Origin of the sequence: Hymenobacter mucosus (assembly GCF_900188255.1) — a bacterium.
Classification (GTDB): domain Bacteria; phylum Bacteroidota; class Bacteroidia; order Cytophagales; family Hymenobacteraceae; genus Hymenobacter; species Hymenobacter mucosus.
The window spans coordinates 54,381-68,353 of record NZ_FZNS01000004.1 but is presented as its reverse complement, the minus strand read 5'-3'; the positions used below and the strand labels follow the sequence as shown (position 1 = coordinate 68,353).

The 13,973-nt window shown below is 56.6% G+C and carries 12 protein-coding genes and 1 pseudogene; 2 read left to right on the top strand and 11 right to left on the bottom strand.

What is annotated here, in order from left to right; translation table 11 throughout:
• Window positions 1-38 precede the first annotated feature (38 nt).
• The 3 genes from CHB83_RS10350 to CHB83_RS10340 all read right to left on the bottom strand — a co-directional run bounded on the left by CHB83_RS10350 (window position 39) and on the right by CHB83_RS10340 (window position 2,872).
• Complete coding sequence (locus tag CHB83_RS10350; RefSeq protein WP_045690299.1) at window positions 39-485, bottom strand: PA2169 family four-helix-bundle protein; 447 nt, start codon at window positions 483-485, stop codon at window positions 39-41.
• Between the two features lie 251 nt (window positions 486-736).
• On the bottom strand, window positions 737-1,966 hold the full coding sequence (locus tag CHB83_RS10345) for a BaiN/RdsA family NAD(P)/FAD-dependent oxidoreductase (RefSeq protein ID WP_089332589.1): 1,230 nt from the start codon (window positions 1,964-1,966) through the stop codon (window positions 737-739).
• A gap of 63 nt (window positions 1,967-2,029) precedes the next feature.
• A complete protein-coding gene (locus CHB83_RS10340) occupies window positions 2,030-2,872 on the bottom strand; it encodes an SDR family oxidoreductase (RefSeq protein WP_089332588.1) in 843 nt (280 codons plus the stop codon).
• Between the two features lie 502 nt (window positions 2,873-3,374).
• Here CHB83_RS10340 and CHB83_RS10335 point away from each other — a divergent pair.
• Window positions 3,375-4,253: an SDR family oxidoreductase gene (locus tag CHB83_RS10335; RefSeq protein WP_045690301.1), complete on the top strand. Its 879-nt coding sequence runs from the start codon at window positions 3,375-3,377 to the stop codon at window positions 4,251-4,253.
• A gap of 122 nt (window positions 4,254-4,375) precedes the next feature.
• Here the strand turns inward: CHB83_RS10335 and CHB83_RS10330 are convergent, their stop codons facing one another.
• On the bottom strand, window positions 4,376-5,227 hold the full coding sequence (locus CHB83_RS10330) for a LysM peptidoglycan-binding domain-containing protein (protein ID WP_055562669.1): 852 nt from the start codon (window positions 5,225-5,227) through the stop codon (window positions 4,376-4,378).
• 107 nt (window positions 5,228-5,334) lie between these two features.
• Window positions 5,335-5,634 carry a hypothetical protein gene (locus CHB83_RS10325; RefSeq protein ID WP_045690304.1) on the bottom strand — a complete coding sequence of 100 codons (300 nt, stop codon included), beginning with the start codon at window positions 5,632-5,634 and terminating at the stop codon, window positions 5,335-5,337.
• A 103-nt stretch (window positions 5,635-5,737) separates the two neighbouring features.
• Here CHB83_RS10325 and CHB83_RS10320 point away from each other — a divergent pair, with 103 nt between their 5' ends.
• Window positions 5,738-6,496 (top strand): glycosyltransferase family 2 protein, encoded by a 759-nt coding sequence (locus CHB83_RS10320; protein ID WP_045690305.1) that lies wholly within the window; start codon window positions 5,738-5,740, stop codon window positions 6,494-6,496.
• 124 nt (window positions 6,497-6,620) lie between these two features.
• On the opposite strand, the gene CHB83_RS10315 is transcribed toward CHB83_RS10320, so the two are convergent.
• From CHB83_RS10315 to CHB83_RS10290, 6 genes and pseudogenes are all read right to left on the bottom strand, one after another.
• The gene (locus CHB83_RS10315) at window positions 6,621-7,928 is read right to left on the bottom strand and encodes a metal-dependent hydrolase family protein (protein WP_089332587.1); all 1,308 of its coding nucleotides are present in this window, start codon (window positions 7,926-7,928) and stop codon (window positions 6,621-6,623) included.
• On the bottom strand, window positions 7,906-8,598 hold the full coding sequence (locus CHB83_RS10310; RefSeq protein ID WP_089332586.1) for a hypothetical protein: 693 nt from the start codon (window positions 8,596-8,598) through the stop codon (window positions 7,906-7,908). The genes CHB83_RS10315 and CHB83_RS10310 overlap by 23 nt, the downstream gene beginning before the upstream one ends.
• A 77-nt stretch (window positions 8,599-8,675) precedes the next feature.
• On the bottom strand, window positions 8,676-10,928 hold the full coding sequence (locus CHB83_RS10305) for a S46 family peptidase (protein ID WP_089332585.1): 2,253 nt from the start codon (window positions 10,926-10,928) through the stop codon (window positions 8,676-8,678).
• 343 nt (window positions 10,929-11,271) lie between these two features.
• Window positions 11,272-11,370, bottom strand: a pseudogene (locus CHB83_RS24380) (YkvA family protein); the annotation flags it as partial.
• A gap of 461 nt (window positions 11,371-11,831) precedes the next feature.
• Window positions 11,832-13,019 carry a hypothetical protein gene (locus CHB83_RS10295; RefSeq protein WP_045688662.1) on the bottom strand — a complete coding sequence of 396 codons (1,188 nt, stop codon included), beginning with the start codon at window positions 13,017-13,019 and terminating at the stop codon, window positions 11,832-11,834.
• A gap of 99 nt (window positions 13,020-13,118) precedes the next feature.
• Window positions 13,119-13,955: a type 1 glutamine amidotransferase gene (locus CHB83_RS10290; RefSeq protein ID WP_089332584.1), complete on the bottom strand. Its 837-nt coding sequence runs from the start codon at window positions 13,953-13,955 to the stop codon at window positions 13,119-13,121.
• Window positions 13,956-13,973: the final 18 nt, after the last annotated feature.

Below are 13,973 nucleotides of genomic sequence, written 5' to 3'. Positions count from 1 at the left end.
GAAAGTAGTTGCTTGCGTACTGTCACCTTGCCGGAATCTTACTTCGAAGCGTCACGCAGATTGCGGATCTCGTCGTGTCCTTGCTTCACGCCGGCAGCTTGCTTGCTGATTAGGGCGCTCAGCTCGCTAGGAACGCCTTCTAGCTTTTGAGCTTTCTCATAGGCACCTTTGGCGTAGTCTTCGCCACGCTCGCACTCTGCTAAAATGCTGTGACGGTCTTTACCAGTCACAAGGCCTTTCAGGTTGATAAAAGCGCGGTGTACGGTACCGGTAATGGAAGACTCTTCTTCTGGATGCAGGTTGAGCTTGTGCATCTGGTCTTCTAGTTCGGTAATGTATTCAGAACGCTGGGCGGCGTATTTCTTGAAGATCTGCTTCAGGTCTGCGTCCTCAACGTCGGTCAGGGCTTCGGTGTAGCCACGCTGGCCGTCTTTCAGGGTTTCGAGTAGTTCGTTTAGGCCGGCTTGGAGAGTCTTAGCGTCCATGAGGAGAGTCGTTTTGGTGTTTAGTAAAGAAAGAATATGGTTTCCTTTACTGGTAAACTCCCAGGTAAGTTTCAGTGGAAGCGAAACTTGCCTCAAGCTTGATCATCAGATGATGGCTTGGTAAGCAGGAAAGAGCACGAATTTGCAAGCGAGAATTCTGGTCTCACGCCTACTATTCACGCTACTCGGTAGCAGTGGCGCAACACTCCGCATTGGCTTCGGTAGCTGCTAGGGTAGTTACAGTGTGTACGTTAGGCTGCTTTTGCCATTGCCTGTCCGGCTAAGTACCCGGTAGTCCAGGCTGCTTGGAAGTTGAATCCGCCGGTAATGCCGTCAATGTCAAGCACTTCGCCCGCAAAATACAGGCCCGGCACACGACGGCTTTCCATGGTTTGCATGTTCACTTCGCTCAGTGCAACACCGCCGCAGGTTACAAACTCGTCCTTGTAGGTAGTCTTGCCTCGCACGGGCAAGGCAGTGCGGAGTAAGTTCTCGATGAGTCGGTTCTGTAGTTTGCTGGGTAGCTCATTCCAGCGGGTTTCCGGGCCAATGCCAGCATGCTCCGAGAGAGTGCGCCACAGCCGTTGTGGTAAGCCAAAGAGTGGGTTGGTGGTTACCACTTTCTTTCCGTGCTGCTCACGAAACGCGGCAAACTGCTGACGCAGCGTATCTTCTGTGTAGTCAGGAATCCAACTGACGAGGGCGGTGCTTTGGTACTGTAACTCGTGTAGGCGCCGCGCACCCCAGGCCGACAGCTTAAGCACGGCTGGTCCGCTTACGCCCCAATGTGTTACCAGTATGGGACCCTCATACTCCAGCTTTTCACCGGCCACGCGTACGCGGGCGCGGGGCACGCTCACGCCCGGCAGCTCCCGCAGCGGCGACTCCGGTACGTTGAACGTGAACAGGCTGGGCACTGGCTCTTGCACGCTATGCCCCAGCCGGCGCAACCATTCATACTGCTCTGATTTGGGTGCCCCACCGGTGGCAATGAGTACTCTCGCAGCCGGTAGGATTTGGGCGTGGGCCCCGGTAAGTGTTAGTTGAAAGCCACCCTCAGCCAGCGGCTCAATATGCTCGACAGTAGTTTGGGTTAGTACTTCAACGCCAGCAACCCGGGCGGCCTGTAGCAGGCATTGCGCAATGGTTTCTGAAGAGTCGGTGGTAGGAAACATGCGGCCGTCTGGCTCGGTCTTGAGGCGTACGCCCCGACGCTCAAACCACCGCACGGTATCCACGGCCCCGAACTGCTTGAAGGGCTCCTTGAGTTGCTTGGCGCCGCGCGGATAGTGCTGCACTAGTTGAGCAGCCGTGTCGGCGGCGTGGGTCACGTTGCAGCGGCCCCCACCCGAAATACGCACTTTGCTGAGCAGTTTACCGGTTTTTTCCAGGAGTACTACCCGCAAGTGAGGGTTAGACTCAGCACAGGTAATAGCCCCAAAAAAGCCAGCTGCTCCGCCACCCAACACGGCTACCGTCATCATATCAGAATTCACACCGCAAAGATAACGCCTGGAGGCCGCTCAACGTGCAAGCGTTGCATTCTAGCAGTGCCCCAGCGCCGCCACTACATCATCGTGCCGAAACTCATAGCCCGTGGCGTGGCGCACCTGACTACTATCTATTTGCTTGCCACCGGCCGAACTGGCCTGAAACGTAGGGGGCTGAAGGCCCAGATGCGTCGCGGCCAGGGGGTAAAAATCGCGCCGTAGAGGATGGCTATTCGCACACGCATTAAAGGTGTGGCCCCACACTTCCTGCTCGATAATCTGCATGAGCAAACCCACGCAGTCGTCGAGGTGAATGAGGTTTACGGGTGCGTCGCCTTGGGCCACATCTTGGCGGCCCGCCAGAAAACGGCCGGGCGCACGACCAGGCCCCATGAGCCCTGCCAAGCGCACAATGGTGTTTTCGGAATTGGCAAACAGGGCTTCGGCGCGCAGAAGGGGGGTAGTAGCCTCACTCGATGCCACGGCATCGGACTCCCGCAACGACCCCGGCCTATCAGGATACACACCCGTAGAACTGACGTATAGCACATGTTGTACCTGAGCCCGCGCCGCCGCTTTTGCTACCATCTGTACCACCGCCGGGTAGGCGTCGGCTGAGCCTGCCCCGCGTGAGGGCGGCACGTTGAGCACTAGTATATCAACCTCGTGGAGAAGAGCGTGTAGGGTGTCGGCATCAATGGTAGACAGCGTGGGGCTCAGCCGAAGTAGGTAAGGTAAAATTCCGGCGTGGCGTAGGGTGAGCAACTGGCCAGGCGTAGTAGTAGAGCCGTGCACGGAGTAGCCCGCCGCAACCAAGGCCCGGGCCAGGGGCAGCCCAAGCCAGCCGCAGCCCAGCACGGCAACTGTAGGAAGAAAGGAAGAGGTAGGGTCGGTCATGTGGGGGGTAAAGGTGGCAAAAAATCTTTCCTGCGCAAGTCGCCGCCTCGGAAGCCGAGGTGCCCCAATGTATAGGCAGCCAGAATTTACTTTGCATCAGGCCTAAAGCTATTACCGATTTTGCATGGTAACCAGGTCGGTGCTTTTGCGAGGTGTATAAGCACATTGATTATAATTCAATAAGTCTAAAAGTAGTTGATTATCAATAGTATTAAGCTTTATCTGGCTTCGGTGAAACCAATGTCCAGAGTGTGGTTTTCCGGTTTTTGTGGCGCTAATAAAGGCAAGCTGCTGATCGTACTTTATTCATCACGGCGGAGTAGAGCACAGGCAAAAAGTGGCCTCCGCAACCAGGCCAAGGGGTGATGGTAGTGCGCCGGGCTGCAACTAGCAGGCAGCTAGTAGGGCTACGGGCGGTGTTAGCTGAATAACTGGTTTATTTGAGCAGTGGTAGCAATACCTGCTATATTTCTCCATTCTCCACTTTCCCACCAAGTTTTCTATGGCTTCTTCGCACCCCTACGCGCAGCCCATGCTGCGCGACAATGCCCTGCAAGGCAAAACCATCGTCGTTACGGGCGGTGGCACTGGCCTCGGCCGGGCCATGACTACCTACTTCCTGCAACTCGGCGCCAATGTTGTCATCAGCTCACGCAAGCTGGAGGTGCTGGAAAAAACGGCGGAGGAGTTGCGCCAGCAAACCGGCGGGAGCATCTTAGCCGTGCAGTGCGACGTGCGCAAGTACAACGAGGTAGAGGACCTGCTGCAAAAGACCATTGACTCCTTTGGCGGGGTAGACGTGCTGTTGAACAATGCCGCCGGTAACTTCATCAGCCCCACGGAGCGGCTGAGTCATAAGGCCTTCGACGTGATTGTGGACATTGTGCTGAAGGGCTCCTACAACTGCACCCTAGCTTTCGGGAAGCGCTGGATTGCGGAGCAGAAGCCCGGTACCATCCTGAACATCGTGACTACCTATGCCTCTGTGGGCTCGGCCTTCGTGGTGCCTTCGGCGGCGGCTAAAGCCGGTGTGCTGGCCCTTACCCGCTCTTTGGCCGTGGAGTGGGCCAAATACGGGATTCGGTCTAATGCTATTGCTCCCGGCCCATTCCCTACGGAGGGCGCCTGGAGCCGCTTGTTTCCAGAGCCCCTGGCTTCCAAGCTCGACCCGGCAGCTAGCGTCCCCCTCAAGCGGGTGGGCGACCACCAAGAATTAGCCAACCTAGCCGCCTACATGGTCTCGGACTTTGCGGCTTACATGAACGGCGAAGTCGTGACTCTCGACGGCGGAGAGTGGCTAAACGGGGCCGGCGAGTTTAACAAGCTCGAAGCCATTCCAGCCCCTATGTGGGATGAAATTGAAAAAACAATGCGGCGGTAAATAGGCAGCGTACCATCCTGTCTGGTAATGCGTAATCTTACCGGCCTATCGGTAGTAATCAGTAAAAAAACAGGGGGCTCCGCTACAGCGGAGCCCCCTGTTTTTCATGAGGTAGTATCAAGCTAAAACTTGTATCCCTTAAAGTCCTTGGTGAACTCCTGGGCGGGAATGGGCTGGTTGGGCACTACGTCGCTAAACTCAAATTTCTCGAACAGCCCTTTATCGTCGTGCACTTGCACAACCAGGGGTAGAAACATTTTCTGATCTACGCACAACACAACGCGCCGTCCGTAGGCATTGGGCACCTGCAGCGTACGGCCCGCCGGCACGATAGCGCCGGCAGCAAGATCATTACGCTCCAGGATGCGGTACTCGCCGCACCCAAACTTATCGGAAATAGCCGTTACGGACTCTGCCTTAGTGGTTTTGTAGGTCACGTACCGAAACTGAGGGTAGTCGGTACGCAGCACGTAGGCCGCTCGGCCCGCCAAAATGGTGTCGCCGGTGTAGCGAAAGTTCTTTTCGAAACTGTGGTCGAGGCGCTGCTCAGAACCATGCAGCATTTCGGCAATAGTGCCGTAGCCCGCATCCAACACACTGTGGTGCTGGCTTTTACGCATGATGCTGCCCTTAGGGTCAAGGCTGAGGGTAACGTAGGGGAAACTGTTGGGGTACACCCACGCATCCCCGTTGTTTTGGCCCGTCACCCACAGCACCTCAATGCCTTTTTGGTTGCGCAGGTATACTTTGTAGGGCTTAAACGACATCTTCATCGTCGTACGAGCCTGTTGGTAAGACCCCGCAATCCGCTCCTGGGCGCGCACATTGCAGCGCAACGACTTAAGATTTTCAATGGCTCCGCTCAGGCGAGAAATTACCTGGTCGGTCGTGAGCTTTTCAGTGGGCTTGGGCGCAGTGGCCACTGCCGCCAAGGCTACCGCCGCGGCAGCCGGTAGCCGTAGAAAGTGCAGCATAAGAAGAAGGCGTGGGAGAGTAATTGGACGTAGCATAGCAGAAACCGGGCCGAAGCAAATACCTGCTGGCTGGGAAGATAGCCACCGGTACGGCGGCCTGCGTGGTGCTAGTTCAAGCTGATGTGAGGAAAACGGCTGGCAATACTGTCAAAGACAAACAGCTCGTCAATTTCAACCTTGCGCAGGAAGCGGTAAAGCGGAAACTGCTCAACGATGGAGCGCACGTTGGTTGCGTTCTGGCCGTTCATAGTAACCCATCCGCGGATGCGGTCGGCGCTAATTGCGTAGGATTCGATGACGTTTTCCTCGATGAGGCGACTGATAAAGGCGCGGTGACGAGGGATAAGGGCAATGAAGTCTTCGTCGAAGGACTCGGGAAGGTGGAGCGTCACAACAAACTTGGCCATATGCGGAAAGGAGTCGATACCGCCCTAACGCCGCCCAGGCACCGAAAGTTGGCGTATTGCGGTGCGGGCGCAACTTTTTCAGCACGTAGACGGAATACAGGGCATGCATTTCTCCGTCATCACCCCGACCTACAACCGCCGCGACTTTCTGCCTGAGGCCGTAGCCAGCGTGCGGGCCACCGTTTCGGCCCCCATTGATTTCTCTTTCGACCACCTCATTTGCGAAAACGGTTCCACCGACAATACCGCCCAGTGGCTAGCCGAAGCGTCGCAGCAGCCCGGTATTCCGCTCCGGGTGCGCCCCCAGCAAACCAAGCTACTTCCTGGCCCGGCCCGCAACCTGCTCATTCGGCAAGACTCTCCGGCCGACGGCTGGCTGGTACCTCTCGACGACGACGATGTGCTGCTCCAGCGCGCCCTTTATCACTACGCGGCGCAAATCCAGCAGAACCCCGACCGGCCCTGGTTTGTGGCTGACTTCCTGCGGGTAGATGAGGAACGCCGCTACCTGCCCAGCGAAGATTATTACGCCTGGATGTTTGATACCCCCGCCGATATGCTACGCGCTATCTTCCGGGCCGAACACTTTATCCAAGGCAATGTGTGCTACAGCCGTCAGCTTTTTGATGAGGTGGGGGGGTATGATGAAGAGCTGAAAATGGCTGAGGACCTTGACCTTTACGTGCGCTTCTTGCTGGCTGGCCACCTCCCCGTTATTTGCCCGCACATCAGCCACCTTCACCGCTTCCACACCAACAACGTCAGCATCGGCGTAGACGCCGACAAGCACGGCCAAGACTTGCGGGAGATTTATGATAAGTACGCTGAACAGCTACAACAGCAGGGTATAGAGCGCCCGTAGAGTTTTGCCCACACCTACACTTAAGTGCTACTTCACTTTTTTCTAACCCAAGTGCGGAACCCGAGTTGGCCTTTTTAGGGCATTCAGGTTCCGCACTTGGGTTAGAATGACGTGCTATATGCGGCTACTGCTTAATAACTACACCCCCTTTTACTACCAGCCGGACCTGGCGTAGTGCCTTGATGTCTTGGGTGGGGTCGCCGGCCACGGCCACGAGGTCGGCGAGTAAGCCCGGCTGAACGCGGCCTCGATCGAGTAGTTGAAAAATGCGGGCATTGGTACTGGTAAGGCCTCGCAGGACTTGCAGCGTTGGAAGGCCATAGTCCTGTACTAGCTGCTCCGCCTCGCGCAAGTTGTCGCCGTGAGTAAACACGCCAACGTCACCGCCTACCGCCACATCTACCCCACTTTGCAAGGCCGCTTTCATGCTCACATGCTTCTGCCGAATACGCTCGGGCTCGGGGTCCTGGCCTTTGCGCCAGCCGCGGTACTGGGAGGTAGCATCGCCAGCCGCCACGGTAGGGCAGAGGGCCACGCCCCGCTGCTTCATCAGCTTGAACACTTCCGACGTGCCCGCGTCGCCGTGCTCAATGGTTTGGACGCCGGCGAGGGTAGCCCGGCGCATGCCCTCCGGCGTGCTGGCGTGGGCCACTACCGGGCGGCCTGCGCTGCGGGCCGTTTGCACAATAAGGGTTAGTTCTTCCTGTGAAAATGTGGGACGGCTGGGCTCATTGGCGCCCCAGCGGTAGTCGGCGTACACTTTGATGATGTCGGCACCTTTGCCAATCGGCTCCCGCACGGCCCGGATGATGCCATCGGTGCCATCGGCTTCCTGAGCGCCCTGGGGCACGTCTACATCCACAGACAGCTTGGGTCCATAACTTCCGGTAGCCACTAAGGCGCGGGTAGCCACCAAGAGGCGAGGCCCCGGAATAATACCGTGGTCGATGGCTTGCTTCAGGCCTACGTCGGCGTAATCGGCGCCTTCTGTGCCTAGGTCGCGGGCAGTTGTGAAACCGGCTTCCAGAGTAGCGCGGGCATGAGCGGTAGCCCGTGCCACCCGCATAGCCTGCGACTCTAGTAGTACTTGGTCGTTCCAGCTAGCTTCGTTGTACGGGTGAAGCAGCAGGTGAGAATGCCCCTCAATAAGCCCTGGCAGCAGTGTGAGGCCCGGTAGTTCCAGCGTACGGGCACCAGCGGGAACGGCTAACTGCCCCGCCGGTCCTGCCGCCTTAATTTTGTCGCCCTCCACCAACACGCCCCAGCCCTGGTGCAGCGTTTCCCCGTCGAACACGGCGGCAGGGCGGAGCAGTAATGCGGTAGAAGCCGCGGGAGCATTCTGAGCCAAAACGGATAATGGTCCTGTTCCTGCAAGGAGCAAGAAGGAGGCCACACGCCGCCGAAGAAATTTAGCGGAAACGAACTCTAACATGAGGAAGCTGCTGATAGATGCGCGCAACAACGCGGCTAGCTTTACCAAGCCACGCCGCGGCACTAGTGTTGGGAATAGTAGCAAGAGGGCCCACCAACTGGACAAGGGCGCGCTCTAGCTCCCAGGCGGCCGCTGGAGTAGGCAACTCCGCAAATAGCACCCAGGGGTCGGTAACGGCACGACGGATATCCACAACGCCATACACTGGGTCATGTTCGCCCCCGTCGGAAATGGTTCGGACGCGCACGGCCTGGATATCAGCCAGCGCGAGCATAGGCCCAATGGACGGAGGCGGTCCATCCAAGGGAACCACCGTTTCAAAGTGAAATGCGGCGCCACCTGCTTCATAGGTTACGTTTATTACCCCGGCAGGTAGAAAATGATGGACCGTGCTCCGAAAAGCTCCCAATGTGTAGACGATAGCTATTCCAATACACCACGTTACAAAGCCGGTATCGGCCCACGTTAGTTGGGAGGCAAGGACCGCAAAAACAACAAGAACCATCGGCAGCAGCAGCCGCTCGCGTAGGCTGATTTTCACGGCTTTTTTAGTATGATACTCATACTGGAGTTCCAGTGCCGATTTGGAGTAGCGCAGATGGGTGCGGCTCCCGTTGGTCAGCGCTGCTACGTCGCGGAGCTGATAGAAAAAGTCTCGACTGAACTCCATGTCCCCAACCTACGCAAAAAGCACCGCCTCCAGAAGAAGCGGTGCTTTTTCTAAACAAAAAAGAAGCGCGTGCTAGGCTATGCTTTCTCCTTAACCGGCTTGCGCTTTACTTTCAATTTCTCCATTTTCTTGCTGGCTGGGTTCGCGTCGTTTGGTCCACCTACTAGAGTCATCTCCTTTACCAAATGGCCAGCGCCGGCATACTTATCCACTACAAAGAGCATGTAGCGCACATCAAGGGTAATGTTGCGCACCCGGTCGGGGTCGAACATGATGTCACTCATGGTGCCTTCCCAGTTGCGGTCGAAATTGGTGCCGATCAGTTCGCCGCGCCCATTAATAACTGGTGAACCGGAGTTGCCGCCGGTGGTGTGGTTTGTAGCAATAAAGGCGACGGGCACGCTGCCTTTGTAAGCATAGGGACCGTAGTCTTTGGCTTGGTACAACTCGGCGAGGCGGGCGGACACTTCAAAGTCGGGGTTGGTAGGATCAGCCTTCTCCATAATACCGTCGAGGGTAGTGTAGAAGTCGTATTTGGTTCCGTCGGCGGGCTCGTAGCCAGCTACCTGGCCGTAGGCTACACGCAGGGTCAGGTTGGCATCGGGATAGAATTTGCGGTCGGTTTGCTGCTGCCGCAAGCCGGCCATATAGGTGCGCTGCAGCAGGGCAATGTTGTCGGTAGCCGCATTGTAGGTAGGGAGCACCTGCTGGCGGTAGGTGCTCACAATGGCTTGGGCAAGTTGGAGGGCTGGGTCTTGGCGCAGGGCCTGCACGTTGCCCTTGGCTACCTCATCCAGCACCGCAAAGGCCGACTCTTGGGACGTCAGGCGTGACTTGCCGTAGAGCTGAGCTGCGTAGGCAGCCCAGCCGGTAGTAGCATATTGCTTCTGCAGGTTCTTGACGTAGGCGGGGAGGAGGGCAGCAGGAGTGCCCGAAGCATAGAGCGGGAGTAAAGCCGCCGCCACTTTCTGGTCGGTGGGGGCGTTGTAGTTGCGGAAGAAGCCCACGGAGCCCTTCATGGCCTTCTCGGTGGCGGCGGCCAGTTCAGCGGGAGTAGCTTTGTTGTCAGCCATATCCACTAGAGAGGCCAGGCTATTCGCGTAGCTTACCAGTTCCACGCCTAGGGCGGCTTCGCTTACGTAGTCGCGGGCCAGCGTGTAGTCGCGGGCCGCAGTGTAGTTTTTCTGGAGCTGGGTGAGTAAGCCGGCGTACGCCGCACGGCGGGCCTCATCGCCACTTTCGGCCCACTTCTGAAACTGCACTTCCTGTTGTTGCTTTACCCGGACGGCATCGAGCTTTTTGAGGCCGCGGGTTTCACCAATCCATTTTTTCCAGTAGTTAGCAATGCTGGCGTACTTGGCAGCGTATTGAATGCGCACCTTATCAGAGGCCTTCATATCGGCATCCAAAATGCGCAGCTTGGCATCGCGCACTTTAATCTTGGCCGGATTAGAAAGGGAGTAAGTTTCATCAACGCCCCAGCTAGTGAGGTACTCGTTGGTGCGACCCGGAAACCCAAATACCAAAGTGAAGTCGCCGGGTTGTACGCCAGCCAAGGAAATGGGTAGGTGATGGCGGGGCTTAAAGGGCTTATTGGCCGCGGAGTAAGGGGCTGGCTTATTATCGGGGCCAGCGTAGATGCGGAAAATGCTAAAGTCGCCGGTATGGCGGGGCCAGGCCCAGTTATCGGTATCACCCCCGAACTTGCCAATGCTGCTCGGCGGCGCACCTACCAAGCGCACATCCTGGAATACCTCCGTGACAAACATATAGTACTCGTTGCCATTGAACATGGGGCGCACAAAGGCTTGGTAGTGCGTGCCTTGCACGGCCGCCTGCGCCACGCGCTGGCTGTTGGCCAGCACCAGCTTTTCGCGCTCGGCTTCCAGAATATTGGTAGTGGGCACGCCCGCCAATACCTGCCCCGTTACATCTTCCATGCGCACAATGAACGTAGCCGTGAGGCCCTGGTTGGGCAGCTCCTGGTCGCGGCTCATGGCCCAATACCCCTTGGTGAGGTAGTCGTTCTCAACAGAAGAGTGGCTCTGAATTTGGCTGTAACCACAGTGGTGGTTGGTGAGCAGCAAGCCCTGATCAGAAATGATTTCGCCGGTGCAGCCGCCGCCAAACTGCACTACTGCATCCTTCAGGCTGCCCTGATTGACTGAGTAAATCTGTTCGGCGGTGAGCTTAAGGCCTTTTTTCTGCATGTCGGCTTCATTCAGCTGCTTAAGCAGCAAGGGAAGCCACATGCCTTCATCGGCGCGGGCCTGGGGCAGAACCGAGAGGAGGGTGAGAGCCAGCAAAGCCAGCCTGGAACGTACATTCATAGACGCGTACTGAAAGGTGCTGTTGGGTGGTCAGCAAGGAAAAGAAGACGCAAAAATACGGTGCTGGCTGCTTTTGCCGCCGGCTTACCAACAAAAGCGCCCGGCTGGTAGGGCCGGGCGCTGAAGTAGCAGGAGCAAGCAGTGCGTGCTACCAAGAAAAAAGCTCAGATTAGGAGTGACCCATTTCAGCCACGGCGGGAGCGTTTTCGGTATTGGTGTTAGAAGCAGCGTAAACGGGCTGACCACTAGCGGCCGGAATATCGTCGGTTTTGTCTTCGGCGTGGGTTTGCTCCCACTCCCGGAACCGCACTATTTCACCCTGGAACTTCTCCACAAACCAGCTTAACAAAGCCAGGTCATCAAGGAAGCCAACCACGGGAATGAAGTCGGGTACCAAATCTACGGGCGAAAGGGTGTAAAGCAGCACGCCCAGCGCCGATACGATAGTGCCGGTTTCGATTTCGCGGTAGTTGCCGCTGATATAGTTGCGCACCAGGCGCACTACGGTGAAGGCCACGTCAAACAGTTGCTTGAACTTATTGTCGCCGCTGTCCTTGCTGGCTAGCTTGTTAGCAACTTCGTTCAGTACCATGACCACCTTGAATGGGCGGCCGAGAAGTTTGCCAGCGCGGTTTAGGAAGACACTGAACAGGGCGTTTTTGGAAATGGAAACGCCTTTTTCGATGAGAGAAGACATAGTACGTAGGGGTTGGAATGTGCCACGTGTACGCTCGAAAGCCGCTGGGTGTTGCTCGGCAGCACACATGCCGAAGCGCCAAGGAAATCTAGCTTAGAACAGGTCTCCAGTAAACGCCTAACGGTTTTGGTGTTTCCATATACCCACATTTGTTCTTTGTGCTTCCTTCGTAAGTAGCCACAACTAACCGGTGGACCAAGTGCTTTTTACTCCATCAGGCAGACCGTGCCCCCAACCCAATCCTTGTTTTTGTTGAAGTCTACCCCAATCATGGCACCCCGGCTGAGGCGACCTAAGTTGGTAAGCAAGGTCGGGCGCGGGTCGGCGTCGCGCCAGGCGTATAGCATCCGAATTTCACACTTCACTAGTCCATCCGGCGACTGCACTACTGGCTCGTACTGCACTTTGCGTTGCAGCAAGTAGTTGGCTTTGTCTGAAATGGCATCTAGCTCGGCGGCCGTTACATCCAGCTTCACGCCACTGCCAGCAAAAGAAAACAAGGGCTTAAGCACATAGTTCTCCAAGTCGGTGGGGTAGGTAGTAAGCTGGTCGAGGTAGTAACTAGTTGGGATGTAGGGGCTGTGGAGCAGGGGCAGCGTGTATTTGCTGATGCGGAAAAACCAGTTGGGGTGGCCTGCCCATTCTACGTCCACGTCGTCCGTAAATTTAAATTCCGTGTGCAAGTCGGGGTAGCGGGCCAGCTCATCAAAAATGACCCGGTTGTAAATGCGCTTGATGGGAATGCGACGGCCATCTCGCTCATAATACAGTTGGCGGCCGTCTTTGCGCACATCGGTAAGGCACACGGGCTCTACGCCCAGGTAGCGCTTGGTCAGCGCAAAATCGACGCGGGTTTTCTGTTTCTGCGGGAATAGCTCCAGCAAAATTACCTGCTCCGGGTCCTCATCACCCACAATTACGTCGCGCAGGAAGGCCCGGTAGCTCTGGGAGTCAGGAACAGTAAACAGGTGAGAAATAGCGTCGGTGATGGGAAAGTGGGCGCGGTACACCTCCGGCAGGTAGTCCTGAAACGCGTACAGTGAGGGAAAGCCTTGCAGCTCGATTAGTTGAGGCTCTAGCTCGCCGGCAGCATTGCGGCACACGGCGTAGTCAATGGCCAGAAAGGTAGTATGAGCATTTTCGTTGGGTACGCGTAGCGCGGGTGGTACGGCGTGTTCCGTACGGTCCTTAAAGTCTGGGGCCGTTAGCACGTCAATAATGCTTTCGCCGGCTTGGACTAGTTTTTCGCGTAGGGCGGCCGGCACAAAAATGGGCGTTTCGGCCAAGCGGAATTCCAGCTGATTGGGCAGTTGCTGTTCAATGGTGCCCAGCAGCTCCTGGTAGCGTTCGGGCGTGAAAGCATCGTTATAGCGGGAGCGGATTTCGGGAATCATACGGGGAAGAAGAGTAACACAAGGGACAAGCAGCCACGCAGAATACAGAATCTACGCCCCAAAACGAAAAAAGGCGAACCGTATGGTTCGCCTTTCTTACTAGCGAGACTGTGCCAGCGGCACTTCCACTGCGAGGGCCGCTATGGCTTGCTGCAGAAAGCGCGGAATAATGGCTGCCTCCGTGAGAGCAATGGCGTTGGGGTCTTCCAGCAGGCGCACCATATCCTCATACTTTGCCGCGCCATGCGCTTCGATGATTTGTTCGCGCTTGGCGTCGGTGCGGAAGTGGTGCAGCATACCTTCGCGGTCGGCCTCGGGGTGAAACTGGGTCCCGAATATTTCCTCAGTGAAGCGCAGCGCCATCAGGGCACGCTCCAGGGGTATATGGGGGCGGTCTTTTTCCATCACCAAAATATCCACGCCCAACTCAGTTAGTCGCTCCATGTTGGGCTGGGTAAGCTGGTAGTCGCGCGAATCGACGGCGTAGAAGGGGTCGGGGAGGGTATGTAGGAGCGGATCAGCCTGGGCCGCTGCCGTCATGTGCATCGGAAAAATACCAAATGACGTGGACTTTCGCTTGCTCAGCATACCCACGCCCAAGTGCCGGCTAACTAGCTGAAAGGAGTGACAAATGAGAAACACATACTTCTTGCGTTCCTCCGTGCGGTTCCAAGCCAGCAAGTCGTCGATTAGCTTGAAATAGGGTTCTTCCCAGGATTCATCCGTTGGTAGTGGGCTGCCGGGGCCACCGCTGGAAATGTAGATGTCGTGCTCTAGGCCAGGTAGCTCCGTCTTGGCGCGTACATTAAATACCTGATAGGATAATGCAATTGGACTGGAAAGTTGGGCTTGCCGAACAAGTTGGAGAATACAGCGCATACCCTCGTTGGGGGCGTCGTTGTACATGTCTAGAATTGCAATTTTTAGAGGCTTCATAGTGTCGGTTCAATCTCG

Bases quoted from the DNA above. Each gene is read 5' to 3' on its own strand.
- CHB83_RS10340 (WP_089332588.1), bottom strand. From the start codon at position 2,872: ATGACCGACCCTACCTCTTCCTTTCTTCCTACAGTTGCCGTGCTGGGC.
- CHB83_RS10320 (WP_045690305.1), top strand. From the start codon at position 5,738: ATGCATTTCTCCGTCATCACCCCGACCTACAACCGCCGCGACTTTCTG.
- CHB83_RS10295 (WP_045688662.1), bottom strand. From the start codon at position 13,019: ATGATTCCCGAAATCCGCTCCCGCTATAACGATGCTTTCACGCCCGAA.
- CHB83_RS10350 (WP_045690299.1), bottom strand. From the start codon at position 485: ATGGACGCTAAGACTCTCCAAGCCGGCCTAAACGAACTACTCGAAACC.
- CHB83_RS10315 (WP_089332587.1), bottom strand. From the start codon at position 7,928: ATGTTAGAGTTCGTTTCCGCTAAATTTCTTCGGCGGCGTGTGGCCTCC.
- CHB83_RS10330 (WP_055562669.1), bottom strand. From the start codon at position 5,227: ATGCTGCACTTTCTACGGCTACCGGCTGCCGCGGCGGTAGCCTTGGCG.
- CHB83_RS10305 (WP_089332585.1), bottom strand. From the start codon at position 10,928: ATGAATGTACGTTCCAGGCTGGCTTTGCTGGCTCTCACCCTCCTCTCG.
- CHB83_RS10325 (WP_045690304.1), bottom strand. From the start codon at position 5,634: ATGGCCAAGTTTGTTGTGACGCTCCACCTTCCCGAGTCCTTCGACGAA.
- CHB83_RS10335 (WP_045690301.1), top strand. From the start codon at position 3,375: ATGGCTTCTTCGCACCCCTACGCGCAGCCCATGCTGCGCGACAATGCC.
- CHB83_RS10345 (WP_089332589.1), bottom strand. From the start codon at position 1,966: ATGACGGTAGCCGTGTTGGGTGGCGGAGCAGCTGGCTTTTTTGGGGCT.
- CHB83_RS10310 (WP_089332586.1), bottom strand. From the start codon at position 8,598: ATGGAGTTCAGTCGAGACTTTTTCTATCAGCTCCGCGACGTAGCAGCG.
- CHB83_RS10290 (WP_089332584.1), bottom strand. From the start codon at position 13,955: ATGAAGCCTCTAAAAATTGCAATTCTAGACATGTACAACGACGCCCCC.